The organism is Streptomyces sp. NBC_01089 (assembly GCF_045162975.1).
Classification (GTDB): domain Bacteria; phylum Actinomycetota; class Actinomycetes; order Streptomycetales; family Streptomycetaceae; genus Streptomyces.
Map to the genome: position 1 here is coordinate 176933 of NZ_CP108660.1, position 25810 is coordinate 202742.

Here is a 25810-nt window from a genome sequence, read left to right on the forward strand (position 1 = left end):
CCTCCCTGGGATCCGTCGGCGCTCGCCCCGCGGGCGCTCAGCCGACCCGGGTCAGCCGCTCGCCGGAGTCGGCCGCGGTCGCCTCGCGCGGCTGCTCGGGGCCTGCCATCAGGATCGAGCGCTGCAGCCGACGCAGCCCCGCCGACGGCTCAAGTCCCAGCTCACGCACGAGAGATGCACGCAGCCGCTGGTAGACATCGAGTGCTTCGCTGCGCCGGCCGGAGCGGTGCAGTGCGAGCATGAACTGGGCGTGCAGGTTCTCGTGCGTGCGGTACCTGCGGACCAGGACGGTCAGCTCGCTGAGGAGTTCCCGGTGGCGCCCCAGACGCAGGTCGGCCTCGATGCGCTGGTCGAGCGCGCACAGCCGAGTCTCCTCCAGACGCCGGCGCTCCATGTCCAGCTGGGTGCCCGTGTGGACGTCGGCCAGCGCGGAGCCGGTCCACAACTCCAGCGCGTCGCGCAGTTCCCGTGCCGCGCGCGGGAAGTCGCCGGCGTCCATCGCGCGGTAGCCCCGCCCTGCGAGCCGCTCGAACTCACGGACGTCGATGGTGCCGCCGGAGGTCTGCAGCATGTATCCGCCGGGAGCCGTGACAAGGACGTCCTTGGCCGTGCGGGGCGGGGCTCCTCGGGAGTCGTGTTCCAGAGCCGCCGCGATCAGGTCGCGCAGCTGCAGCACGTACGTCTGCAGCGTGGTGCGGGCACTGCGCGGCGGCTCCTCCCCCCACAGTTCCTCGATCAGCGAGGCCACCGGCACGACGCGATCGGCGTGCAGGGCCAGTAGAGCCAGAACCTGTCGCGCCTTCGGCGCCGTCGGGGTGACCGATATCCCGCCCTCTGTGACGGCCAACGCGCCCAGTACTTCGATGTCCATGCCGTTTCCCCCTCGTCACGCATGAGTCATCAGCAGCCCGAGACCTCGTCAAGAGGCACTTCTCGGCCCTCATCGAAGTTAAAAACAGTCCGGACGGTTTGTCAATATCAAACCGTCCAGGCTGTTTTTTTACTGATCGTGATGCAGCCGGGCGGCCTGCAGCCGTACAGGCGGGGGCACTTGAGGGGGCGGATAGTGCTGGACCTGGGCGCGTTCTCTCTGCGCCCGCGGGCGGTGCGCCCTCGGAAAAGACACGTTTGGTCTTTTCCGGGGGCGCCGCTTCAGCAGGGTTCCGGACGCGTCGGTACGCTCACGAGCGGATCTCCGACCTCAGGTGCGGCAGCAACAGTTCCCAGATCCCGGCGATCCTGCGCCGGCTGAGCCACTCGGGGTCCTCTCCCCCGAGCACTTCGAGTCCCACCGTCGTCGCCACGACGGCGTGCGTCGCGCTGCGGCCCGAGACGCCCTCGGCCAGCCGCCCCTCCTGCTCGGCCAGACGCAGCATCTCCCCGACCCACCGCTCCCAGTCCCGGCGCGGGCCGGAACCGCCCGCGCGGGCCCGGTCGGAGCCGAGCCCGAACCCGGCCCTGACCACGATGTCGTCCGCGAGCCGGCTCATCAGCTCGTACGTCGCCTCGACCAGTGCCTGCAGCACGCAGCCACCGGCGGGGCGCGCGGCCCGGATGATCCGGGCCACCGAGGCGACGGCCTCGTCCTCGACGGCCTGGGCGAGTGACTGCTTATTGGCGAAGTGGAAGTGCAGTGCGCCGTTGCTGACGCCCGCCCGTCTGCTGATCGTGGTGAGCGAGGCAGGCGCGTACCCCTCCTGCGCGAACACTTCGGCCGCGGCGTGGATCAGCGACGTCCGCGTGCGCTGGGCACGTTCCTGCTTGACCATGGCGTCTCTCCTGGGGCTCAACACGGCGCACGCTCCCGTCGCCTGCTGTGTACGTGGGTCACTGGGGCGGGTTCCCGTGTTTGCGCGACGGCAGACCGGCGTGCTTGGTACGCAGCATGGCAAGGGCGCGGGCCAGCACCGCACGGGTGTCGGCGGGGTCGATCACGTCGTCGACCAGGCCGCGCTCGGCCGCGTAGTAGGGGTGCATCAGCTCGGCCTTGTACTCCTTGACCAGGCGGGCGCGCATGGCCTCGGGGTCGTCGGCCTCGGCGATCTGGCGGCGGAAGATGACGTTGGCCGCGCCCTCGGCCCCCATCACCGCGATCTCGTTGCCCGGCCAGGCGTACGTCAGGTCGGCGCCGATCGACTGCGACTCCATGACGATGTAGGCGCCGCCGTAGGCCTTCCTGAGGACGAGCGAGATCCGCGGCACGGTGGCGTTGCAGTACGCGTACAGCAGCTTGGCGCCGTGCCGGATGATGCCGCCGTGCTCCTGGCCGACACCCGGAAGGAAGCCCGGTACGTCGAGCAGGGTCACCAGCGGGATGTTGAAAGCGTCGCACATCTGGATGAAACGGGCCGCCTTCTCGCTCGCTCCGATGTCGAGCACGCCCGCCAGGACCTGGGGCTGGCTGGCGACGATGCCCACGACCTGCCCGTCGAGGCGGGCGAGCGCGCACACGATGTTGCGCGCCCAGCGTTCGTGGACCTCGAGGAACTCCCCGTCGTCGACGATCTCCTCGATGACCCTGGCCATGTCGTAGGGGCGGCTGCCCTCCAGGGGCACCAGGTCGAGGAGCGCCTCGGTCCGCCGCCCGGCCGGGTCGTCGGCGGCGACGGCGGGCGGCGCCTCGCGGTTGTTCTGCGGCAGCAGCGAGAGCAGGTACCGCACTTCGGCGAGGCAGGTCTCCTCGTCGTCGTACGCGAAGTGGCAGACGCCGCTGGTCTCCGCGTGGACGTCGGCGCCGCCCAGGCCGTTGTGGGTGATCTCCTCGCCCGTCACCGCCTTCACCACATCGGGACCCGTGATGAACATCTGCGACGTCTCGCGGACCATGAACACGAAGTCCGTGAGCGCCGGACTGTAGGCCGCGCCGCCCGCGCACGGGCCGAGCATCACCGAGATCTGCGGGATGACGCCGGACGCCTTGGTGTTGCGCTGGAAGATGCCGCCGTACCCGGCCAGCGCGGTGACGCCCTCCTGGATCCGGGCGCCCGCACCGTCGTTGAGCGAGACCAGCGGCGCACCCGCCGCGACGGCCATGTCCATGATCTTGTGGATCTTGGCGGCGTGCGCCTCTCCCAGGGCGCCGCCGAAGATCCGGAAGTCATGGGCGTAGACGAAGACCGTGCGGCCCTCGACCGTGCCCCACCCGGTGACGACACCGTCGGTGTAGTACCTCTTCGCCTCCAGGCCGAAGCCCTGCGCACGGTGCAGGCGCAGCTGCTCGACCTCGCTGAACGACCCCTCGTCCAGGAGCAGTCCGATGCGCTCGCGCGCCGTCAGCTTGCCCTTGGCGTGCTGGGCCTCGGTCGCCTTCCCGCCAGGTCCGCGCAGGGCCCGCTCGCGCAGCGCGAGCAGCTCTCCCACATGCGTGCGCTCCCGGGCCGGCTCCACGCCGACCGATGAGGGATACGTCGTCATGACGCCCCCTTCCTCTCGTCGCCGCGGATGCGGTGCGTGCGCCCTGACCACCCGCGCAGCCTAACAAACCGCACAAGCGGTTTGTAGATGTCAGATGCAGAAATACCTGACCGTGGTCCCCGGTTGGGGCGAACGCCCGGGGACCGGTCAGTGCCAGCTGTGCGGGGCCCGGTAGGAGCCCTCCTCCCGGGGCCGCCATCCATGCGCCGCAGGGCGCCCGGGGCGGGTCTTCGGCAACTCCTCGCCCCGCGCGAGGAAGGACAACAGCGCGACGAGCGCTGCGAGTTCCTCCTCGTCCGCCTCGCCGCGCTCCACGCGGATCACGTCCTCGGTGCGTGCCGGACTGCTCACACGGCCTCCTTTCATCGAGTCACCGGCCCACGGTCCGCCGGAGCGCTCGAACAACGGTGCAGCCGGAGTCGAGGCCCGCTCCGGGCCCCGAACGCGCGGAGCTCCGCGCCCGGGAAGGGGCACGGAGCTCCGGTGGGGCGCGAGGCCGCGCCCGGCGCCGTCAGCCGGCCGGGCCGCCGAGCAGGACGGGCAGTGCGCGGTAGCCGTTCATCAGGAACGTGGGCATGGGCTCCAGTTCATCGGGAGCGCAGGCCAGACTCACCTCGGGGAAGGACTCGAAGAGGGCACCCAGAGCGGTGGTCGCCTCAATCCCGGCCAGCGGAAGTCCCATGCAGCGGTGCGCTCCGTGCCCGTATCCGAGGGTGTCCCGGTCGGTGCGCAGCAGGTCGAACTCGGCCGCGTCCTTGCCGTACCGCTCCGGGTCGAGGCCGCCTGCGGCGAACGAGACCAGGATCGGGTCGCCCTGCTCGATCCGGACGCCGTCCAGGTCGATGTCCTCCACCGCGAAGCGCATCGGTGAGTAAGCCCCGGGCGTGTGCATGCGCATGGTCTCCGCCACCACATCGTCCCAGCCGGCCCGGCCCGCACGGACATGGGCGAGCTGGTCGGGGTGGGTGAGGAGCGCGCCCAGGGCGTTGGTGATCAGCGTGGCCGTGGTGTCCTGGCCGCCGGCGACCATCAGGTAGAGGGTGCCCAGGAGTTCGGACTCGGTGAGCCGGTCGCCCTCGTCCCGTGCCTGGATCAGTGAGGAGGTCAGGTCGTCGCCGGGCTCGGCGCGCTTGGCGGCCACGTGCGCGCTGAGCAGCCCGAAAGCCTCCATCCGCGCGGCTTCCATCTCCTGGCCCGACACTGTGGTGCTGAACACGGTGTGCAGGGCCGCGCACAGGGTTCTGGTCGCGGCGCCCTGCGGTATCCCGAACAGCTCGCAGATCACGCGCATGGGCAGCAGTTCGGCGAAGTGGGCGCGCAGGTCGACGGCGGTGCCCGACGGCAGCGCGATGAGGTCGTCGAGGAGTTCGGCCGTGATCTCCTCGACGCGGGGCCGCATGGCCTGCGAGCGCCGCACCGTGAAGGCGCCCGCCACCAGCCGCCGCAGCCGCGCATGCTCATTTCCGTAGGCGAAGAGCATGTTCTCGTTCGCCACCCACGGATACAGCGGCCACGCGTCGGTGATGCGGCCCTCCCGCAGGGCCGGCCAGTGGCTGCGCGCGTCCTTGGACACCCGTGTGTCGAGCAGCAGTTGCTCGACCTGTGGCTGGCGCACCACGGCCCAGGCGGTCACACCGCCCGGCAGCAGCACTTTGGCCGCCGGCCCCCGAGTGCGCAGCATATCGGCTTCTCCGGCGAGATCACTGCCCGTGACGTCCAGTGCGTACGGGCAAGCAGTAAGGTCCGTCATTCCCACCCCAGGGTCGAAGTCGACTTGAGTCTGTGCGTCGTACCCGTGCTGGTCGTACCCGTGCTGGTCCTGCTCCGTACCGGCGCCCGCGCCTTTGCCGCTCCCCTGTCCCGCTGCGCCGGGTCAGCCGCTCGCGTCGAGCGTGGCCGCCGGCCTGTCTCGGGCCGCGAGCGCCTCCTCGTACACGCGCTCGGCCCGGTCCGGCGAGATGTCGAGACGCATGAGCACCCCCGGCACCGCGATACCGGCCATGAGATGACGCTGCATGTTCGTCACGCCCACCACCAGATCCGCATGATTCGTCATGATCTTGGACAACATCTGCACTCCGGTGAAACAGCCCACGAACAGGCGCGCGGAGGCCTCGACGTCCACCTGCGGCAGGAGTTCACCGTTCTCCTTGGCCCTGGTGAGCACCGCGACGTTGCGCTCCCCCCAGGCCCGCATGGGCACCTGCCGGTCGAGCCCGTCCAGGCGCGAGCCCTGGTCCACCGTGAGACGCACACTGCCCCGGACGATCGCGTCGCCCGTGCTGAGCATGTGCGCGATCACCAGGGACTCGTCCAGGCCCTGCTGCAAAGCCAGTTCACGTTCCGGGACTTCGGGAACCGCCGTCACCTGGCTGGCGAGGACCGCCTGCGCGAGTTCCTTCTTGGAGGCGAAGTGGAAGTAGAGAGCCCCCTTGGTGACCCCGGCGCGGCTGAGGATCTCGGAGATCGCGGCGGACTCGTAGCCCACCTCGTCGAACACCTCACCCGCTGCGACCAGGATCGCGTCACGCGTCCTCACCGCTCGTTCCTGCCTGGCCACCGCCACCTCCGTGCCTTGCCCCGAACCCGCCTGAAACCAAAGGCCGTGCGGTACGGACCTCAGGGGCCGCCACCCTCAGCGCCCAGCGTCCGCTGAACCAGAGGCCGTCCGTGACGTCCATACGGAGCGTGATCTTCATCGTCCCTCCGAGTGATACGAGAATAAAACCAGTCAGACGGTTTTTCAATGCCTGACCCCCACACGACGACCCCGCCGCCCCTGGCACCCGTCCACGCTGAACCCTGGATTCCCCTTGCGGCGTCTGGATTCCGACAGGTTCCGCACCTTGAAAACAAAACCGGTTGGTACGTATCTTGCGTCTCGGCCCCAATCGGCCAGAGGATCCGTGACAACTCCGGGGGAGAAGCATGACCTTGGTCACTTGGCACAACGTTTCGGCCGTTTCCAGCGGCCTCCTCGAACCTCAGCCGCTCGCAACGGCACTCTCACCCGACGCGGTGGAACGCCGCACCTCCCGTGCGCTGGCCCGGATCGGAACGCCCGCGGCCGCCGCTGACGAACTGCGCCACCTGCTCTTCGACGGCTGCGACCGCGAGCGCGTCCACGCGCCCTGGCACACACTCATCTCCGCCCCCTCCTACCGCCACCGCGACGGCCTCGGACCCGCCGAGCGCGCGGCTCTTGCCTACGAGCGGCTGCGCGAGGTCAACTCCCTCCTCGCCGATCCCCAGAGCCTGGCCCGCGACCCGCGGCTGCTGGCCTCCCTGCACGAGTGGGCCGCGATCGTGGATGGTGGAGGGGGTCTGTGCACCGTGGCGAGCATCCACTACAACCTGTTCCTCGGCAGCCTGCTCGACCACGAGGACTCCGGCCGGCGCGACCTGTCGGACTTCACGTCGATGCGCCGCACAGGAACGTTTCTGTGCACCGAGCTGGAGCACGGAAACGACGCCGGCGCGCTGGAGACCATTGCCGAGTACGACCGGGAGAACGACGGTTTCATTCTGCACACGCCCACCGAGGGCGCGCGCAAATTCATGCCGAACACCAGCCCCGTCGGCGGCCCCAAGAGCGCGCTCGTAGCCGCCCGGCTCGTCGTCGACGGGCACGACGAAGGCGTCTTCCTCTTCCTGACACCGCTGAGCGACGAACACGGGACACTGCCCGGCATCGACGTCCGCCCACTGCCCCTGCGACCGGGCGCCCCCGTGGACCACTGCCTGACCGCCTTCGACCATGTCCGCCTCGGCCGGTCGGCGCTCCTGGAGGCGGAGCACGGGCGGCTCGACGCACAGGGCAGGCTCAGCAGCACCCTGGGCAACAGACGCAAGCGGTTCCTGCACTCCATCAGCCGGGTCACCGCAGGCAAGCTGTGCATGAGCGGCGCCGCGGTCGGCGCCTCCCGCGCCGCGCTCGCCATCGCCGTGCGCTACGCGCAGCACCGCCACGTCAGCGGGCCGAGACCCGGAGAGCGGGTGCCGTTGCAGGCGCACCGCAGCCACCACAGCCGGCTCCTGGACTCGCTGGCCACGGCATACGCCATGACCTTCGCGCACCGCGAGACGGTCGACCGCTGGTGCGCCCACGATCCGGCGGAGCGCGAGGACGCCGAGCGGCAGGCTGCCGTCATGAAGGGCTGGATCACCTGGCAGGCGCGCGCCATCACGACCGAGTGCCGCGAACGGTGCGGCGCACAGGGACTGTTCTCCGCCAACGGGCTCGCCGACTTCCCCCAGTACACCGAGGGGACGATCACCGCCGAGGGCGACAACCTCGTCATCTGGGTGAAGGCAGCCGGCGAGATCCTCTTCCGGTCCACCGCCGAAGCCCCCGGAGAGGGTGACGTACCGGTGGCCGAACGTACGCTGACGGATCTTCGGTTCCTGCGCGAGCTGCTGGCCGACGCCGAGCGGCTGTGGCGCACCCGCGCCGGTGCGGCGCTTCGGCGCGGACCGGCGGGCAATCCGCTGGGGCGCTGGAACACGGCGTCGGACGCCGCCCTGGAAATGGTCGGCGCACACGCCGCGGTCCGGGCGGCGGACGCCTTCCTGAACGCTGTGGAACACGCCCTCGACCCCACGGCCCGGGGTCTGCTCGAGCGGCTGTGCCGACTGTTTCTGCTGCGGCAGCTCGGTGAACACACCGGGGACCTGCTGGCCGACGGCCGGCTGACCGCCGAGCACGTGTGCGCGCTGCCGGAGGCGATCGACACGGTGACGGCCGAACTCGCACCACATCTGCAGTCCCTCGTCGACGCGTTCGACCTGCCGGCCGAGTACTTCGATGCCCTGCCGATGCTGAACGGCGCGCCACCCCTCACGCCCGCCCTCGCCTGAGAACCGGCTCCCCCCACACACTGGGCGGGGAGCCGGCCCTCAGGCGGCGGAGCCCGCGTTGTCGGCGTCCAGCGCACCCAGCAGCCAGTCGTGCGCCGCGCCCGGGGTGGGGCGGGCGGGGCCGGTCAGTTCGGCGACGAGCTGCCAGTAGTGGTCGATGCGGGGGTCCGCCGCGAGCACACCGCCCAGCCGGTGCCGGAAGGCGGGGGTGTCGCGGGCCCCGCGTGAGCGGGCGTACGCGGCGACGAAGCAGTCGAGTGCCTCGCCCGGCTGCGGCGGGCGCTCCGCTCGCAGGGCCGGGGAGGCCAGGGCGTACGCCTCCGCGAGCCCGTCGTAGAGCACCGCCGGGCGGTAGCCCTCCTGCGGCCGGTGGGCCGCGGGCTGGCCGCGTTCGTCTCCGGGGCAGGGGCGGGAGACGAACGCGTGCAGCCGGGCGAAGGCCAGTGCCTGGGCCGGGTCCGGGTCATCGGGAAGCTGCGGAACGGTCTGTTCGAGGAACGCGGTCACCAGCCGGGCCGGCAGCCGCGGCGGCAGCCAGCGCCGCCAGAACCGGGCCAGCGCTTGCGTGCTGGGCGGGGCGGTCATGGCCCCGACGAGGTGCAGCCGCTCGGCGCGTTCCTGCGCGGTGCAGTCCTGCAGCAGGCGCAGGGCCGCCTCACGCCAGCGCAGGGCGGCCAGTTGTGAACCGAGCGCCCTCAACTGCCCCGCGACGACGTCCTCCAGGGCGTCCTCCTCGTCGAGGACCCGCCCCACCTCCCGCACCGGCAGGTCCAGGGTCCGCAGCGAGCGGATCAGACGCAGCCGGTCGAGCGCCACGGGCCCGTACCTGCGGTGTCCCCCGGCGCTGCGTGCGGTCTCGGGCAGCAGACCGCGGTCCGAATAGAAGCGGACGGTCTTGACGGAGACACCGGCGTGCCCGGCGAGCTCTCCGATGGACCACATGCCGTCGGGCGACAAGGCTTGAACCTCCCTCAGGGGGAGTTCATACGGTACCGGCGAGCGCGGACGGCCGTACGGGGCCCCCGCGCACCCCACACGTGCGAGGAGAGGTTCATGACGGTATTCATCCTGGTACCGGGCACGTACACCGGCGGCTGGATCTGGGAGGAACTCGCCTGCCTGCTGCGGGAGTCGGGAGCCCAGGCCCATCCGGTGACACTCACCGGCCTCGGCGACCGGCGTCACCTGGCAGGACCGGGGACGGACCTGGAGACACACATCCAGGACCTGGTCACTCTGATCGACCAGGTGAACGCCCAAGACCAGGTGGACACGCAGGAGCTGGTGCTCGTCGGCCACGGCTACGGCATCCACCCGGTACTCGGCGCGGCCGGCCGGCGCCCGGAGCGGATCGGCCGGATCGTTCATCTGGACACCGGGATCCCCCAGGACGGCGAGCCCGCCCTGAGCCTGGTCCCCGACCAGAAGATCCGCGAACTGCTCCTCGACGCGGCAGACACAGCCGAAGCCACAGCCACAGCGGGAGCAGGGGCGGGAGCCGCATCCGGGGCCGGGGCCGGGGCCGGGGCCGGCCGGGTGGTCCCGGTGCCGGCGTGCGAGGAGTGGCAGCGCTGGGGCAGCACCGCCGGCCTCTCCGAGCAGGCGCTGGCCCGGCTGACCCGCCTGGCCGCCCCGCACCCCGCGGGCACCCTCACCCAGCCGCTCCGGCTGACCGGCGCTGCCGCCGCGCTGCCCGCGACGGGAATCCTGTGCACCCGGAACGGGTCGAGCATCGCCACCGTCGAGGCGTTCGTGGGGCTCGGCGACCCCCGCGTCCAGGAACTCGTCGAGCGCCGTGTGACCTTCTTCGAACTCCACACCGGGCACTGGCCGATGCTCTCCGCCCCCGCCGAGCTGTGCACCGTCCTGCTCGAAGCCGCCGCGGGCGGCGGACACCTGCTGGACCCGGCGGCCGGTGAACGGCCGGCGCATCTGCGGCCCTTCCTCCTCGACGTACCCGAGCAGCCGCGCGAGCGGGCACAAAACATCGATCTCCACCTGCCCCGGGCGCAGGGCCCCCGCCCCGCGGTGGTGTTCGTGCACGGCGGCCCCGTGCCCGCCGGTGTGTTGCCGACCCCGCGCGACTGGCCGGCCTTCACCGGCTACGGCCAGTACGTGGCGGGCCTGGGCGCCGTCGGTGTGACGGTCGATCACCGGCTGCACGACATCACCGGCTACGAGCAGGCCGCCGGGGACATCGCCGCGGCCGTCGAACGGGTCCGCGCCGACCCGCGCGTGGACGAGGACCGCATCGCCCTCTGGTTCTTCTCCGCCGGCGCCCTGATCGCGGCGGACTGGATCGCGGCGCCCCCGCCGTGGCTGCGCTGCGTGGCCGCCACGTACCCGGTCCTCGCCCCGCCGGCGAGCTGGGGCCTGAGCGACACCCGTTTCAGGCCCGCGGCCGCGCTGCGCACCGGCGGTGCGCTGCCGATCGTGCTGACCCGGGTGGAGCACGAACGCGTGGAGATCGCGGCGACCGTCGAGGAGTTCCTCACCGCCGCGGCCGCCTGCCGCCGGGACATCGAGGTGATCGACGTCCCCGACGGCGTGCACGGCTTCGAGACGGCGGGCCCCACCGAGGAGTCCCGGCAGGCCGTGCACGACGCGGTACGCTCCGTCCTCACCCACCTCGGGAACTGACCCCGCACCCACCGCCACCTCGGAAACTGACCCCGCACCCACCGCCACCGTCCCGTCAGGAACCGGCCCCGCACGCCGTCCCGTCAGGAACCGGCCCTGCCCGCCGTCCCGTCAGGAACCGGCCGCGCCCGCCTCAAGGCTCTCGCCCGTCCCGGGACTTGCCTCGCTCCGGCCCGAGGGGGCGGCTGCCACGGCGGGCGCCGGCTTGTGCGGGGGTGTCGCGGTGGGCGGGTTGCTCACGGGGATGCTGACACGCGCGGGGATACCGGGACCGGCCGTTCGGGTGAGGGTAGTGTGTTCATAGGTCGAACAGATCTCCTCATGCCCCGTGGTGGCGACCGCGTTGGCAAGCCGGCCGTCCGGGCTGCCCGCACGCGACTCTGAAAGTGGAGCTGATGAACGTGTCGATGGGCGGCGGACAGCTGCGAGGCCGGGCCACCGTAGCAGCCCTTGTCTGCGCGATCGCCCTGATACCCGGGCCCAGTTACGCAGCCCCCCACGATCCAGGCCCGCAGGGCGACGGGTCGATCGAGCACATCCGTACCGAGCTGGACGGCCTCTACCGCCAGGCGGAGGTGGCCACCGAGGCGTACGACGCCGCCAACGAGAAGGCCACCAAGCAGACGAAGCGGCTGGCGGCGCTGCACACGGACCTCGCCCGCGCCGAGGACCGGGTCAACACCCTGCGCGACCTCGCCGGTGAGGCGGCCCGGACGCAGTACCGCGGGGGCTATCTCGCCTCCACGGGCCTGCAGTTGCTGCTCGGCAACCACCCCGACCGGGTCCTGGACGAGGCCGCCCAGTCCCGCCAGGCCATGCTCGGCCTCGTCAACGCCGCCCAGACCCAGAAGACCGCCCGCGCGGAGCTCGACGGGCGGACCGAGGCCGCCGAGAAGGAGCTGCGGGAGCTGAAACGCACCCGTACGGACAAGGCCAGGGCGAAGGACAAGATCGAGAAGAAGATCGCCGACGCCGAGCGGATCGAGTCGGGCCTCCAGAAGGACCAGACCCGCAAGCTGGCCCAGCTGGAGAAACAGGACACCCAGAAAGCCAAGTCCAAGTGGCAGGGCGGCGGCGGCCCCTCGGACCGGGGCGGCCCGGGCGGCGGGACGAAGGTGAGCGGAGCGGCCGGGAAAGCCGTCGCGTTCGCCATGGCCCAGATCGGCAAGCCGTACGTGTGGGGGGCCGTGGGCCCCTCGTCGTACGACTGCTCGGGGCTCACCTCCGCGGCGTGGGCGGCGGCCGGACACCCCGTCCCGCGTACCTCGCAGGCGCAGTGGCAGGCACTGACCCGGGTCAGCCTGGCATCGGCGCGGCCCGGCGACCTGATCATCTACTACGACGCCACGCACGTGGGCATGTACATCGGAGGCGGGCAGATCGTCCACGCCCCGCGGCCAGGACGCACGGTCACGACCGCGCCGGCCGCCTCCATGCCCATCCTCGGCGTGGTCCGGCCCGGAGTCTGAGCGGATGTCCCATTCACTGACACCCCGTGACAAGGGGAACCTGCCCGCGCTGAGCGCACCGCCGCTGATCCGTCTCGACGCCTACGTGGCCGAGGACGGGTCGACGGTCGTCAACGGCCATCTGCTGGAGATGGGCGGCATGCGCCCGCCCAACGAGGCGATCCTCGACGCCATAGCCATGTTCGCCCGCACCCTGGGGGCCCCGGTCGCGGCGACCGTCATCGACCGCAGTGTGCGGCAGGTGGCGCGGCTGCGGGTGTATCCCGACGGCTCCAGCCGCACCATCGCCGAGGAGGAGGACCTGCCGCCCGGCCGGGAGCGGACCGCCGCGGAGGAAGAGGCGTTCCCCCCGCTCGCGCGCGTCGAGCGGATCATCCAGCATGCGCAGCGCGAGGAGCTGCACGCCGCGTACGTCCTCGCCGGTGCGCTGCGGGAGCATCTGACGCTGCGCCGGGGCGCGGAGGACGAACTGTCGCTGGAGGCGCGGGCGATCGAGGCGTACATCGCGCATCTGCGCGGCGACTACATGATCTCCACCGTGCTCGCGCTGACCGTCGCGCGGATCCGCTGCCGCACCGACCTGAACCGGGCCGCGCCCGATGTGGCCCGGGCCACCGCGGCGTGGCAGCGGCTGCAGGACGAGGAGCAGGTGGCGACCCGGGGGCAGGAACTGCTGCACATGTGGGACCGGTTGTCCGCGCAGGGCCTGCTGCAGGAAGCGTCCCACCACACCATGGCCCAGGCCGTACGCAGCCGGCTCGAACGCGGCCCCCGGCCCGTGGAGCCACCGCCCTCCTCCCCCGCGGCGGCACTGACGGCCGGTCAGGGCCCGGCCGCCCCCGAGGACAAGCCGCTCAAGCCCACCCGGCGGGGGCTGCGCCGCTTCACCCGGCTGCCGGGCCGCTCGGCCGACTGAACCCCGCAGGGCCCGCCCCCACCACCACCCGGCCCGCCACCGGGTCCACCAGGTGGGCCAGGGGGCGCGGGGGGGGCCGGTGGGGTAGGCGGGGTAGCGAAGAGTTTGTCGGTACGCCGACAATACGGTCACCCTTCGCCGTCCGGGGGCCACCGGGCCCCCGGGGCCGAACCGAGAGGACCGACCATCACCATGCGCAAGCCTCTCCTCGCCACCCTCACCGCTGTGACCCTCGGTGCCGCCGCCCTGGCGGGCACCACGGGCACCGCAGCCGCAGCGTCCGGCCATGCGGGCGGGACGACCCCCGCCGCCGCGGCGGCCGCCGCGCACCCCGAACGCACCCCCGTCCCGGTGAAAGCCGCCTCCTTCGCCGGCACCGTGGCACTCAGCAATTGCTCGGGTTCCCTGATCCGTATGCCGGACTCGCAGGCGACAGACCCCGGCCTGGTCCTGACGAACGGCCACTGTCTCGAAACCGGCTTCCCGAGCGCGGGCCAGGTCATCACCGACCAGCCCTCCACCCGCAGCTTCACACTGCTCAACGCAACGGCCGGCACCGCCGGAACACTCAAGGCGAACAAAGTCGTCTACTCGACGATGACCGACACCGACGTCACGCTCTACCAGCTGACCCAGACCTACGCCCAGATACAGCAGTCCACGGGAATCGCAGCGCTGACACTCTCCGCAGCTCACCCGGTGCAGGGGCACGCGGTCGACGTGGTCTCCGGCTACTGGAAAAAGGTCTATTCCTGCTCCGTCGACGGATTCGCCTACCGGCTGAAGGAAGACCAGTGGACATGGAAGGACGCCGTCCGCTACACCCCGCAGTGCCAGGTCATCGGGGGCACCTCGGGTTCCCCGGTCATCGACACGGCGACGGGACAGGTCACGGCGGTCAACAACACCATCAACGAGAGCGGTGAGAGCTGCACCCTCGACAACCCCTGCGAGGTGAACGAGCAGGGCACCGTCACCATCCGCAAGGGAATCGGATACGCCGAGGAGACCTACGGCATCCCCGCCTGCTTCACCACGGGCAACAAGCTCGACCTGCCGGCCGCGGGCTGCACACTCCCGAAACCGGCAGCGGTCTCAGCACACTGAGGCGTCAGCACACTGAACTGACACCGAAGGAAAAGGGAAGGGAGGGGGCGGGGGCGGGGCGGGGCGGGGCGGGGCGGGGTGGGGAACGGCCGTTGTCCACACACCGGACCGGCCGCCCCCGCCCCCGCCTCCTGTCCCCGGCCCGTCCGGCCCGGCCCAGCCCGGCCCGGCCTGGTCCGGCCCGGGCTGTTCAGCCGTCGCCGTTACCGGTGGTCCTGTTCAGGCCGCGCCGCCGGTTCGAGCGGCGTACCACCTCGCCCGCGGCGAGTGTCACGGACGCCGCCGCCCTGACCCAGCGGGGCCCGCCACGCTGGGCCCACACCACACACACGCACCCGGCGGCAGCGAGCACCACGACACCGATCAGCACCAGAACCAGCATGTTTCTCCATCTCCGCGTTCCCCGTCCACCCCTACTGACGTCACAGGAACCCAGAGGCGTTCCAACAAGCGGCGTTCCAACAAGCGGCGTTCCAACAAGTGGTGTTCCAACAAGTGGTGTTCGCACAGGCGTTGCAGGCCGGCCGGGCACGGGCGGGGTGTGGTTCTTGACCTGGAGCGCGCACCAGATCGGAGGATGGGCCGCATGCACACCAACGACCCCCAGATCGTCCTCGGGACAATGGACTTCGGCACCCGCGTTGCCCCCGGCCGGGCTTTCGCGGTCCTCGACTCGTTCGTCGCCGGCGGCGGTGTCTGGCTCGACACCGCGAACTGCTACTCCTTCTGGGCCGACCCCAGCGGTACCGGCGGCGCCAGCGAGCGCCTGATCAGCGCGTGGCTGCGGGCCCGCCCGGGCGCTCGCGACGCTGTACGGATCGCGACGAAGGTGCGGCAGAACCCGCTGGTCCCGCACTCCTGGCCGCAGAGCGCCGAGGGTCTCTCCGCCCGCGCCGTCCGCGCCGGTGTGCAGGGGAGTCTGGAGCGCCTGGGAGTCGGTCATGTCGATCTGCTCTGGGCGCACGCCGAGGACCGGACCGTGCCGCTGGAGGAGACGGTCGGCGTGTTCGGCGACCTGGTCGCGAAGGGGGTGGCTCTGCGCATCGGGGCGGCCAACCACACCGCCTGGCGTGTCGGGCAGGCCCGGTCGCTCGCGCGGGAGCGGGGCGTGGAACCGTGGACGGCCCTGCAGCTGCGCCACTCGCTCGTCGGGCCGCGCCCGCTCACCCCCGTCGCGGAGGCGGGCCACCGCATGCTCACCCCCGAAGATCTGGACCTGGCGCGGTCGGAGGGGCTCGGGGTGTGGTCGTACAGCTCATTGCTGTGGGGTTCGTACGTACGCGCGGACAGGCCGCTTCCGCCCGCCTATGATCACCCCGGGACCACCCGGGTACTCGCGGTCCTGGACGATGTCGCCGGTGAGCTCGCGGCCACGAGGAACCAGGTCGTCCTCGCGTGGCTGATGCGGCAGGGGATCGATCCCATCGTCGGCGCGAGCCGGGTGGAACAGATCGAGGAGGCACTCGCCGCACGCCGGGTGCAACTCGACGACGAGCACGTGGCGCGCTTCGCCGAGGCGCGGTAGCAGCAGTCACGGAGGAGCCCGATGACCACCCTTTCCCCGGCAGCGGCCGCCGACCGTACCGGCGTCTCCATCGACACGCTGCGGTACTACGAGCGGGAAGGGCTCATCGGCCCGATCCGGCGCTCGGGCGGCGGGCGCAGGCAGTACACCGAGAGCGACGTCTTCTGGATCGGTCTGGTCACATGCTTCCGCGAGGCCGGTCTGGGGATCGCGGACCTGCGGGGGTTCATCGCCATCCTGCGCGCCGAGCACCCGCCGCAGGACCGGGTCGTCTTCCTCCGTGAGCGCCGTGCCGCCCTGCAGGAGCGGGTGGCGGCACTGGGCCGGGCCATGGAGGTCCTCGACGAGAAGATCGCCTACTACAGCTGAGCACAGCACCGGGACACGCGTGCACCGGAAGGAACACCCGTCACAGCACCGGCGCGGTGAAGCACCGGCACCGGCACCGGCACCGGCACCGGCAGTTTCTGTCGTCCAACACCGTTCGTACGGGGGCGGGTTGGTGCCAGGGCGGGGGCCCGGTCAGCTGTCCCGCAGGCGGCCGAAGTGTCAATCGCAGGGCCCGCCCGGGGTGCCGTGGCACTGCGGGCGGGCCCTGGACGTGTGTGCAGCCTGCGCGGGGGTGCCTGCGTTCGAGCAGTACCACTGGGGAATCACCCTCGCGGAAGTGAGTAGCATCCCCAGCACACCCGTCCACCACACAGCTAAAAGATGAGGGCCTCATGTCCACAGTCAACGCCGCATCCGGTGTGCAGGCCGAGTACGCACAGAAGGTCGCCGATGACCTCGCGGCCAACCAGAGTGAGCAAGACCGGGTCCGCGCCGAACTGGTGCGCCTGCAGGAGGAGTTGGTCCAGCTCGAGGAGAGCGGACAGGTCCTCGTGAAGATGCAGGACATCCTCGGCACCTCTGCCGGGCCGGCAGCCAAGCCCGGCAGGAAGCCGGCCAAGGTGCCCGCGGCACGCAGCCCCAGGAACAAGACCGCGACCGCCAAGAACACCGGCGCGAGGAACACCGGCGCGAAGAATGCCGGTGCGAAGACCCCGAAGGCGGGGCGCTCGCCGAAGGCCGGGGCCGAGCCCGTACGCCGCGCGAAGGCTCCCGCGAAGAAGGCTGCCCCCGCACAGGGTGCGGGCGGGCCCACATGGCTCGAGCTGGTGAGTTCCTGCCTCGCCGGGCACAGTGAGCCCAAGTCGTCCACCGAAGTCGCCGCCGCGGTGGCCCAGGCACACCCCGAGCGGGGTGTGCAGGTGACCGTCGTACGCAATGCTCTGGAGCAGGGCGTTGCCCGTGGGGTCATCGAGCGTTCCAAGCAGGGCCGTTCGGTCTACTACCAGACCAAGCCGGCCGGCACGGAGACCGCGGACAGCGGCGCGGCAACCGCCGCCTGAGAACCCCTCCCCCGCCTCCCGGTGAGGGTCCGGGGCGCGGACGGCGTGACCCATGCCGTGGAAACGGCTGGTGTGGGGGGAGGCTGTTCGTGCCGCACAGCGGGATTGCCCCCGGGGTGGTCACTGCCAGCCGGCTGCCCCGATCACCGATGCGGCAATGGCGGGGACGGAGCCTGTGGTGGTGTCGGTGGTGAAGTCCTCGACCGCGGCCCTGCCGAGGATGGTGTCCAGTTCACCGGACCGCTCCAGATGCCACCGCAGTGCTCCGGGCTCCCCGTCATGGCGGCGGGTCAGACGCCGGTGGACGACGGCCGGTTCGGCCCGCAGCAGACACACCGTGAGACCGACACCCACCGCAGCGGCCAGCTGCCGCCGCTCCTCCTGCCGCTCGACCACGCCGGCGAGTACGAGACGGGTCGCTCCAGCGGCGAGGTAGTTACCGGCGACGCTCCGCAGATTCCGCAGCAGCATGGTGAAGTTGAACCGGTCACCAGCAGGAGCGGGCCACGACTGGCTCAGCCAGTCGAGGTCGAGGACCGCGTGCGGGGTCCCGGCCCCGGCGAGCAGATCACCCACCGCGCCGGCAACGGTGGTTTTACCCACCCCGACAGTGCCGTTGATCAGCAGGGCCGAAGCGCCCAGAGGGCTGTCCGTGCACATCCCGGCATCGTACGCCGAGGTGCACGGCCCCCGGACGCCCTGTCCTGCGCGGCGCGGGCTGCTCCTTGGCCGCCGCGGAACTCACATCCGGTGGTACACACTCACCGCACCGCGGGATCAGATCCGGTGGTGCACACTCACCGCACCGCGGGTCTCAGATCCGGTGGTGCACACTCACCGCACCGCGGGTCTCAGATCCGGTGGTGCACACTCACCAGCCGCAGGTCCTTGGCCGGGCCCCGTACCGTCCACACCACCCGCCAGCGGTCCGCGGTGAGCACACTGAACTCGCCGCGGTAGACGTCCTCGGCGCACGGGTGGTCGGCCAGACAGTGTCCGCCGCGCAGGTCCAGCAGGTGGAAGGGGCGGCCGTCGGCGAACCGTACGAAGGCCGCCCCGTCGCCCGCCGGCTCGAAGAGATGCTCACGGGAAGCGGGCCGGGTCACCCCGCCCCAGGTGAACTCGCCGCGCTCGGCATGGAGCAGCCCGGTGGCGGGCTGTTCCCGGCGGGTGAAGCAGGCCGTGCCGCTGAACGTGCCGTTCCGGTCCTGGGACAGGTCGTACACGGTCCGCTCGACCCGCCACCGCCCGGCGAGGTAGCCCAGAGTGTCCGCCACCGGATGCAGCCGCCCGCCGGGCGGGACAGTGCCCTCGCCGCCTGCCGTGGTGTCCTGCCGTGTCACACCCACCGCCCCGCCCTCCCCTTGTCCCACCGTCACACTGCCCTGCCGGTCCGTCCCGCGTCGTGATGCTAGGCCCCGCCACCGCCCCGCCCCGGACCGGGCCCTGGACCGGGCCCGACGAACCCGCCGGTCCCACCAGTCCCATCGGCCAGGGCGTTGCCGTGGGCGTTGCTGTGGTTGTTGGCGGGCGGCAGCCTAGGCGGGTGCGGTGCCGGGGCCCTGGGAGGGCGGGGGGCCGGGGTCGCGGCGGGCGCCGGGCTCCAGCGGCGGGAGCGCGGGTGCGCCGTGCACGGTGCATTGGGGGCGGGCGTGCGGGGTGTCCTCGTCGGGGCGCAGTACGTCGGCCGGCACCGTGAACCACGCGAGCGCGGCGCCCAGCACCATGAGCCCGGCGCAGACCAGCACCGCCTGGCCGAAGGCGCGGTCGACGGTGGAGACGGTGCGGTATCCGCTGCCGGACAGGCCGACCGCGAGCGGCAGCGCGGCCACCGCGAGCAACTGGGCGACCCGGGCGGCGGCGTTGTTGACGCCGCTGGCGATTCCGGCCCGCCGTACGTCGACGGACGCCAGGACGGTCGCGGTCAGCGGTGCGACGAACATACTCATGCCCAGCCCGAGGACCAGCACGGCGGGCAGGACGTCCGCCCCGTACGAGCTGCCGGGATGCACCCGGTGCAGCAGGGCCAGGCCCGCCCCGGCGACCAGCGGTCCCAGGGTGAGCAGCGGGCGCGGGCCGGTCCGCTGGGCCAGGGCGCCGGCCGGCCCGGACAGCAGCATCATCAGGACGGTGATGGGCAGCGAGGCCACCCCGGCGGCCAGTGCCTCGTATCCCAGACCGTTCTGCAACTGGGTGGGCAGCAGGAAGAACACCCCGCCGATCGCCGCGTAGAGGCACAGGGTGACCAGGTTGACCGAGGTGAACAGCTTCACCCGGAACATTCCCAGGGGCAGCATGGGATGCCCGGTCCTGGCCTCCCGCCGCAGGAAGAGCGCGGTGAACAGCAGCCCGGCCGGCAGTGCCACGATCACCGCCGGCCCGAAACCGCCGGTCGCGTCGATCAGCGCGTAGGTGATGCCGGCCAGGCCGAGAGCGGCCAGAGCGGCGCCCGCCGCGTCGAACCGCCCGGCCGCCAGCCAGTCGCGGCTCTCGGGCACCCAGCGCACCGCGAGGAGCAGCACGGCCAGGGCCAGCGGGGCGTTGATGTAGAAGATCCAGCGCCAGCCCGGCCCGTCCACCAGCCAGCCGCCCAGGAAAGGGCCGACGGAGGTGGCCACGCCGCCCAGCCCCGACCACAGTCCGACCGCCTTGGCACGGTCCTGCTTGCGGAAGGTGCCCTGCACCAGGGCCAGTGAGCCGGGGGTGAGCAGTGCTCCGCCGGTTCCCTGCAGGGCGCGGGCGGCGATCAGCGCGCCGTCGTTGGGTGCGAGCCCGCACAGCACGGACGCCACCGCGAACCAGGCCACCCCGGTCATGAAGATCCGGCGCCGCCCGTAGCGGTCTCCGAGGCTGCCGCCGAGCAGGATCAGCCCGGCGAGCGGGAGCATGTACGCGGTGATGGTCCACTGGAGCGCCGAGAGCGGGACGTCGAAGTCGGCTCCGATGCGTGGCAGCGCGACGTTGACCACGGTGGCGTCCAGCATGGTCATGCCCGAGCCGAGGACCGCGCAGGCCAGCACACCACGCCCGGCCGGGGAAGCCAGCCGCAGACTCCCCGCCCGCCCGGAACCAGCCCGCCCGGAACCGGCCCGGCCCGCCGCCTCGGACACGGCACCGGCGGGAAAACCCCGGCCACGAGCCGTGTCACCGCCAGCCGGGCCGTCGAAGTCCGGGCCATCGCGGTCCATGCCGTCGAAGTCCTGGCCGTCGCGGTCCGGGCCGTCGAAGTCCGGGCCGTCGTGTGCCGTACCGTCGCGGTTCGTGCCGTCGCGGTCGCGGTCGGGGCCGTCGGGGTCGGGGCCGTGGTTCGCAGGGCCCTGGTCCACCCGTCACCTCCAGTGGCGTTGGCTGTACCGCCGAAGGGGGGTGGGGCAGGCGCCGCCGGCGGAACGGTTCGGCCCCAGCCTGGCGCAAGATCGCCACGCACGCACCGCCACGGGCGGACACACTGGTGTGGCGCTCACAGCCCGAGGTACAGGCGGACGGCTCCGGCCACAGCGGCCCCGGGGGGGCGAGCCCCCGTACACGGCGCCGGCGGCCGTTCACGGTCTTCCGCTGCGGGATACGAACCGAACCCGCACCGCTGTCACTCGGGCAGGTTCAGCTGCCAGGAGACACCGAAGCGGTCGTTCACCCAGCCGAACTTGGCACTGAAGCCGTACGAGCCCAGCGGCATGAGCTCCGTGCCCTGCTCGGCGAGGGCACCGTAGAGGCGGTCGAGCTCAGCCTCTGTGCCGCACTCGACGAACAGCGACACCGCCGGGGTGAACCCGAAGCCGTGCTTGACGTAACTGTCAACGCACATGAACCGCTGTCCGGCGAGCGAGAACGTAGCGCGCTGGACCGTGCCCGCCTCGCCGGGGCCGTCGGCGCCGTAGCGGGAGATGTCGACGATCTCCGCGTCCTCGAACAGCGACATGTAGAAAGTCAGCGCTTCCTCCGCCCTGCCCTCGAACATGAGAAAAGTGGTGATCTTCTGCGGGATCGATGCCATGGCGCTGCTCTCCGGACGCTCGTACTGGCCGGCCGAATCCTTCAGCCGGGGACTGGTCAGCCGGGTGCCGGTCAGCCCGGGAACGAGGCTAGGACCGGCGACCGACACCAGCTCCCTGGACACCACCGGGCCACGGCTTCCGGATCCTGCCCGACCGGAACCGGAACCAGAGACAGAGCCGGGGAGGGCGAGGGCGAGGCGACCCGCCGGGGGCGAACAGGAGCAGGGGCAGGATGCCCAGGGCTTAGCTGTGTGAGCTCTCCCTGGCCGGCGGGAGTGTTCCTGCGGGCCGGGTCCCGTGGATGTACTGGTCGGCCCAGGCGCTGATGATGTGGGCGGCGCGCTGGGCCTGGCCCCGGGCGGTCAGGAGATGGTCCGCTCCCTCGAGCGCGACGAAACTGCGCGGGTGGCGTGCCTCGCGGAAGATCTCCCCCGCGTTGTCGATACCGACAGTGGAGTCGGTGGGCGAGTGCAGGACGAGGAGCGGCAGGTTCAACTCGCTTATCCGGTCGCGCAGATGAGCCTGATGGACGTCTTCGACGAAGGCCCGCTTGAGGACCAGGGTCCGCCCGCCGACGAACCACTCGTGCGCCCCTTCGCTCAGGACACGGTCCATGACCGCGTCGTACTGCCGCTCGACGTGACTGGGATCGATGGGCGCCCCGATCGTGGCGAGCGCCCGGACACCAGTGGCCCCGGCCGCCGCGGCCAGCACGGCGGCGCCTCCCCACGAGTGCCCCACCAGCAGATCCACCGGAGTCCCCCGCTCCGCCATCAGCGTCACCGCGCGGATCGTGTCCTGAACCTTGATGGTGAAGGAACCGTCCCCCCAGTCACCGTCGGAGTCGGCGATCCCGAGGTTGTCGTAGCGCAGCATCCCGATCCCTTCGCGTGCCAGCTGCTTGCTGACACGCGAGGCGGCCGGCGAGTCCTTGCCGAGGGTGAACCCGTGCACGAACAGTCCCCAGCCCCGCGTCTCGCCCTCGGGAAGGTCGATCACTCCGGCCAGTTCAGGGCCGACAGTGCTCCGGAATCTCACTTTTTCACTCATGCTGTGATCACCTAGGCAAGGACTGTTCGCAGGACAAAAAAAGAGGGGGGCGGGGGCGCTGCCACCGGACCCGCACCACACCCGTCCACGCAGCATAAGAACGGTGAACGCGTGAGCATGTGAGCGTGTGGGCGCGGTGCTGGCCGCTGCCGGCGGGTTCAGACGACCGGTTCCTGCCCGGAGGCCGGTTTCGTGGTGAGCAGGGCGGTGATCTCCTCGGTGAGGCGCGGGCCGAGCTCGCCCCAGCCCTTCTTGTAGCCGTAGACGCTGAGCAGCGTACGGGCGTCGTAGTCGCCGTTCATGATCTCGATGTCGGAAGCCGTGATGAGCGCCGGGTGGGCGACACCCACGGCCGCTGAGATCTTCATCAGCTCCCTGCGCAGGGTCCGCAGGTAGACAGCCGCCCGGGTGGACTTGGAGACCGGGTCGATACCCCGGGCCAGCCGCGGGTTCTGGGTGGCGATACCGGTGGGGCACTTGTCGGTGTGGCACTTCTGCGACTGGATACAGCCGATCGAGAGCATCGCCTCACGCGCCACGTTGATCATGTCGGCGCCCAGAGCGAACGCGACCGCGGCGTTCTCGGGCAGACCGAGCTTGCCGGACGCGATGAACGTCAGATCGTCGGTCAGCCCCAGCTCGGCGAACGTGCCGTACACCCGGGAGAAACCCATCCGGAACGGCAGCGACACCGAGTCGGTGAAGGTCAGCGGCGCCGCCCCGGTACCGCCCTCACCACCGTCGATGGTCACGAAGTCGACACCGCGGTCCCCCCGCGCCATCAGCGTGGCCAGCTCCTGCCAGAAACCCATCTCGCCCACCGCGCTCTTGACCCCGACCGGCAGACCGGTCTCCGCGGCGATCAGCTCGACGAAGTCGAGCATCGAGTCCACGTCACTGAACGCGGTGTGCCGCGACGGAGAAGCACAGTCCTTGCCCAGCGGGATACCACGGATCTCAGCGATCTCCGGAGTCACCTTCGCACCCGGCAGCATCCCGCCGAGCCCCGGCTTGGCACCCTGGGAAAGCTTGATCTCTATCGCCTTGACCGGAGCACCGGCAACGACATCCTTGAGCTTGTCGATACTGAAAGTGCCGTCCTCGTTACGGCAGCCGAAGTACGCCGTACCGATCTGCAGAATGAGGTCACCACCGTTGCGGTGATACGGCGAGAGCCCGCCCTCCCCCGTGTTCTGCAGCGTGCCCGCCAGCGCCGCACCCTTGTTGAGCGCGGTGACCGCCGCACCGGAGAGCGACCCGAAACTCATCGCGGAAATATTCACCACACTCGCCGGCCGGAACGCCCCGGCACGCCCCCGCGGCCCGCCCAGCACCTTCGCCGAGGGCAACGGAGCCTGCGGATCATGCACATCGGGCAGCTCACCGGCGAACGTCCGCTGCTTGAGGTAAGCGTGCCCCTGCATGTGCTCGACGTCATTATCGGTCCCGAACCCGAAGTAGTTGTTCTCCTCCTTCGCCGACGCATAGATCCAGGTCCGCTGATCCCGGCTGAACGGCCGCTCCTCATCATTGGAGGTCACGATGTACTGCCGCAGCTCCGGCCCGATCGTCTCCAGCAGGTAACGGGCATGCCCGATCACCGGAAAGTTCCGCAGCAACGCGTGCTTCTTCTGAACGAGGTCACGGGCCGCCACCACCGCTACTGCTGCTGCGGTGGCCGCTGCGATACTCCGGGCGCGCATGAACGTTCCTCTCCTCGGGTACTCGGCTCCATCCCCCGTACGGTGGACGCCGCCATGTCAGGCATGAGACGCCGAGCACGACCAAACAGGCATCAGCGCCCCGTCGAAGAACACAGAATTCAAATATTAGAAGCCCACACGAAAACCCATGTGACCAGGGTCGCCAGACAGAACAGACCACCCACAACACAACACAGAACGCAGCCCAAGCAGCAGCCCGCCCCCGCGGCGGCCAGCCCAGCAGCGACCCGCCCGGTCGAAGGCGAGCGGCCCCACAGCAAGTGACCCAGCCGCAGCACACCCGCGGCAAGCGGCCACGCGGCAAGCGGCCACGCGGCAAGCGGCCACGCGGCAAGCGGCCACGCGGCAAGCGGCCACGCGGCAAGCGGCCACGCGGCGAGGGGCCACGCAGCCGGTGGGTCCGACGGCGGGTGGCCCCGCAACGGGCGGGTTCCGACAGCGGGGGGCGGCGGCGGGGGGCCGGCGGCGGGCACCCAAACACTGCCGGAGAACTACCGGCGATAACAGAGCGTGGCAACTGCGTGACCGCCGAACACCGTTCACGTACACATACACGTACCGGCAAGACAGCCAGCCGACACCCCCCAACACCAGACACCCGAAGAAAAGCGCCCGACCCCCGGCACCAAACACAGCATCGGCCGCAGCCAGCCGAGGCGAAGCGAGGCGCGAGCATTGCTGGGGCGAGGCAAGGGGTGTTGCCAAGCGGGGCGCGGGCATTGCTGGGGCGGGGCACGGGCGTTGCTGTGCGCTTTCGCCGGTACCGGTGCATGCCGCTCCGACGGCTCCGGTGGTGGTGCTGGTGCTGGTGCTGGTGGTGGTGACCATGCAGATAAGGGCGTCGACGAGCTCGTCGGAGGCAGTGCGCAATCTGCACGTGCTGAGGTGGCCGCTGAGCGTCATGCCCGCAATGCCGTGGGCACCGCCGAGCAGCAGGACACCGCAGCGGGGGTGTGTGTTCCGCTCCCCCACGAGGCTGGCGACAACGGGCAGGCCCGGCCCGCCCTTTCCCACACGTGCTGCCCGCCCCGCAGAACGGCCGGAACCACACCAGAGCCCCGGGACAGCGAAACTAGGCTCAAGACATGATCGAGACCGACCGGCTGCTCCTGCGGCCTCTCCGGCTGTCCGACCTCGACGCTTTCACCGAACTCCACGCCGACCCACAGGTCAGCCACTTCACCGGGACCTTCTCACGCCGGCAGGCACGAGAGCGGCTCACCAAGACCGAGCAGCAGTGGAACCAGCGAGGCCACGGCCTGTGCGCCATCGAACTCAAACCCAGCCACACATTCATCGGCCGCACCGGCCTGCAGTACTGGGAACAGTTCGACGAAGTCGAACTGGGCTGGACCCTCAAAACCAGCCACTGGGGACACGGATACGCAACCGAAGCCGCCCAGGCATGCCTGGACTGGGGCTTCAGCACACTCGACAACGACTACGTCACCGCCCTCATACGACCAGGCAACAACGCATCAATATCAGTAGCCCAACGCCTCGGATTCACCCCCCGCCGAGAAGACCAACTCCAGGACAACCCCATCACGGTGTACGCCCTGAACCGCCCAACCACCCCACCCCCACACTGATCCCCCACCATCAACACAACAACAACAGCAGCACCCTCCCCGCAGAGCGGGGCAACCACCACAACACCCAGCACCCAAACACCCCGGCACCCCCACCCCCGGAAAGCTCCGGAGGAACACCCCCAGGGGT

General features: G+C 71.0%; 23 protein-coding genes. 9 read left to right on the forward strand and 14 right to left on the reverse strand.

Annotated elements, in window-relative coordinates; all coding sequences use genetic code 11:
* Nucleotides 1-37 precede the first annotated feature (37 nt).
* The 6 genes from OG510_RS00795 to OG510_RS00820 form a co-directional block, all read right to left on the reverse strand.
* A complete protein-coding gene (locus OG510_RS00795; RefSeq protein ID WP_406134667.1) occupies nt 38-871 on the reverse strand; it encodes a BTAD domain-containing putative transcriptional regulator in 834 nt (277 codons plus the stop codon).
* 310 nt (nt 872-1181) lie between these two features.
* The gene (locus tag OG510_RS00800) at nt 1182-1769 is read right to left on the reverse strand and encodes a ScbR family autoregulator-binding transcription factor (protein WP_406134668.1); all 588 of its coding nucleotides are present in this window, start codon (nt 1767-1769) and stop codon (nt 1182-1184) included.
* Between the two features lie 58 nt (nt 1770-1827).
* Nucleotides 1828-3414, reverse strand: a complete 1587-nt coding sequence (locus OG510_RS00805; protein ID WP_406134669.1) for an acyl-CoA carboxylase subunit beta — start codon at nt 3412-3414, stop codon at nt 1828-1830.
* 147 nt (nt 3415-3561) lie between these two features.
* On the reverse strand, nt 3562-3765 hold the full coding sequence (locus OG510_RS00810; protein ID WP_406134670.1) for an acyl-CoA carboxylase subunit epsilon: 204 nt from the start codon (nt 3763-3765) through the stop codon (nt 3562-3564).
* 160 nt (nt 3766-3925) lie between these two features.
* Nucleotides 3926-5095, reverse strand: coding sequence for a cytochrome P450 (locus tag OG510_RS00815; protein ID WP_406134671.1), 1170 nt, complete (start codon nt 5093-5095; stop codon nt 3926-3928).
* A 192-nt stretch (nt 5096-5287) separates the two neighbouring features.
* Nucleotides 5288-5974, reverse strand: coding sequence for a ScbR family autoregulator-binding transcription factor (locus tag OG510_RS00820; protein WP_406134672.1), 687 nt, complete (start codon nt 5972-5974; stop codon nt 5288-5290).
* Between the two features lie 368 nt (nt 5975-6342).
* On the opposite strand from OG510_RS00820, the gene OG510_RS00825 reads away from it, so the two are divergent.
* Nucleotides 6343-8271: an acyl-CoA dehydrogenase gene (locus OG510_RS00825; RefSeq protein WP_406134673.1), complete on the forward strand. Its 1929-nt coding sequence runs from the start codon at nt 6343-6345 to the stop codon at nt 8269-8271.
* Nucleotides 8272-8310: 39 nt separating this feature from the next.
* Here the strand turns inward: OG510_RS00825 and OG510_RS00830 are convergent, their stop codons facing one another.
* Nucleotides 8311-9213, reverse strand: coding sequence for a MerR family transcriptional regulator (locus tag OG510_RS00830; RefSeq protein ID WP_406142266.1), 903 nt, complete (start codon nt 9211-9213; stop codon nt 8311-8313).
* A 111-nt stretch (nt 9214-9324) separates the two neighbouring features.
* Here OG510_RS00830 and OG510_RS00835 point away from each other — a divergent pair, with 111 nt between their 5' ends.
* From OG510_RS00835 to OG510_RS00850, 4 genes are all read left to right on the forward strand, one after another.
* Entirely contained in the window at nt 9325-10911 is a 1587-nt protein-coding gene (locus tag OG510_RS00835) for a dienelactone hydrolase family protein (protein ID WP_406134674.1), read from the forward strand.
* A 395-nt stretch (nt 10912-11306) separates the two neighbouring features.
* Nucleotides 11307-12380 carry an NlpC/P60 family protein gene (locus OG510_RS00840; protein WP_406134675.1) on the forward strand — a complete coding sequence of 358 codons (1074 nt, stop codon included), beginning with the start codon at nt 11307-11309 and terminating at the stop codon, nt 12378-12380.
* A 4-nt stretch (nt 12381-12384) separates the two neighbouring features.
* Nucleotides 12385-13296 carry a hypothetical protein gene (locus OG510_RS00845; protein WP_406134676.1) on the forward strand — a complete coding sequence of 304 codons (912 nt, stop codon included), beginning with the start codon at nt 12385-12387 and terminating at the stop codon, nt 13294-13296.
* Nucleotides 13297-13488: 192 nt separating this feature from the next.
* On the forward strand, nt 13489-14403 hold the full coding sequence (locus OG510_RS00850) for a trypsin-like peptidase domain-containing protein (protein ID WP_406134677.1): 915 nt from the start codon (nt 13489-13491) through the stop codon (nt 14401-14403).
* A gap of 190 nt (nt 14404-14593) precedes the next feature.
* Here OG510_RS00850 and OG510_RS00855 read toward each other — a convergent pair whose 3' ends face one another.
* Entirely contained in the window at nt 14594-14785 is a 192-nt protein-coding gene (locus OG510_RS00855; protein WP_406134678.1) for a hypothetical protein, read from the reverse strand.
* Between the two features lie 204 nt (nt 14786-14989).
* Between OG510_RS00855 and OG510_RS00860 the strand changes: the two genes are divergently transcribed.
* The 3 genes from OG510_RS00860 (at nt 14990) to OG510_RS00870 (ending at nt 17319) form a co-directional block, all read left to right on the forward strand.
* Nucleotides 14990-15928 carry an aldo/keto reductase gene (locus OG510_RS00860; protein WP_406134679.1) on the forward strand — a complete coding sequence of 313 codons (939 nt, stop codon included), beginning with the start codon at nt 14990-14992 and terminating at the stop codon, nt 15926-15928.
* A gap of 21 nt (nt 15929-15949) precedes the next feature.
* A complete protein-coding gene (locus OG510_RS00865; protein WP_406134680.1) occupies nt 15950-16297 on the forward strand; it encodes a MerR family transcriptional regulator in 348 nt (115 codons plus the stop codon).
* 353 nt (nt 16298-16650) lie between these two features.
* A complete protein-coding gene (locus OG510_RS00870) occupies nt 16651-17319 on the forward strand; it encodes a hypothetical protein (RefSeq protein WP_406134681.1) in 669 nt (222 codons plus the stop codon).
* A 120-nt stretch (nt 17320-17439) separates the two neighbouring features.
* On the opposite strand, the gene OG510_RS00875 is transcribed toward OG510_RS00870, so the two are convergent.
* The 6 genes from OG510_RS00875 to OG510_RS00900 all read right to left on the reverse strand — a co-directional run bounded on the left by OG510_RS00875 (nt 17440) and on the right by OG510_RS00900 (nt 24067).
* Nucleotides 17440-17979 (reverse strand): AAA family ATPase, encoded by a 540-nt coding sequence (locus OG510_RS00875; protein WP_406134682.1) that lies wholly within the window; start codon nt 17977-17979, stop codon nt 17440-17442.
* Between the two features lie 191 nt (nt 17980-18170).
* Nucleotides 18171-18668, reverse strand: a complete 498-nt coding sequence (locus OG510_RS00880; protein ID WP_406134683.1) for a DUF6314 family protein — start codon at nt 18666-18668, stop codon at nt 18171-18173.
* A gap of 189 nt (nt 18669-18857) precedes the next feature.
* On the reverse strand, nt 18858-20507 hold the full coding sequence (locus OG510_RS00885; protein ID WP_406142267.1) for an MFS transporter: 1650 nt from the start codon (nt 20505-20507) through the stop codon (nt 18858-18860).
* 398 nt (nt 20508-20905) lie between these two features.
* Entirely contained in the window at nt 20906-21439 is a 534-nt protein-coding gene (locus OG510_RS00890) for a VOC family protein (RefSeq protein ID WP_406134684.1), read from the reverse strand.
* Nucleotides 21440-21557: 118 nt separating this feature from the next.
* Nucleotides 21558-22364, reverse strand: a complete 807-nt coding sequence (locus OG510_RS00895) for an alpha/beta hydrolase family protein (RefSeq protein WP_406134685.1) — start codon at nt 22362-22364, stop codon at nt 21558-21560.
* 158 nt (nt 22365-22522) lie between these two features.
* Nucleotides 22523-24067: an FMN-binding glutamate synthase family protein gene (locus OG510_RS00900; protein ID WP_406134686.1), complete on the reverse strand. Its 1545-nt coding sequence runs from the start codon at nt 24065-24067 to the stop codon at nt 22523-22525.
* Between the two features lie 1106 nt (nt 24068-25173).
* Between OG510_RS00900 and OG510_RS00905 the strand changes: the two genes are divergently transcribed.
* Entirely contained in the window at nt 25174-25680 is a 507-nt protein-coding gene (locus OG510_RS00905; RefSeq protein WP_406134687.1) for a GNAT family N-acetyltransferase, read from the forward strand.
* The last annotated feature ends 130 nt before the right edge of the window (nt 25681-25810 follow it).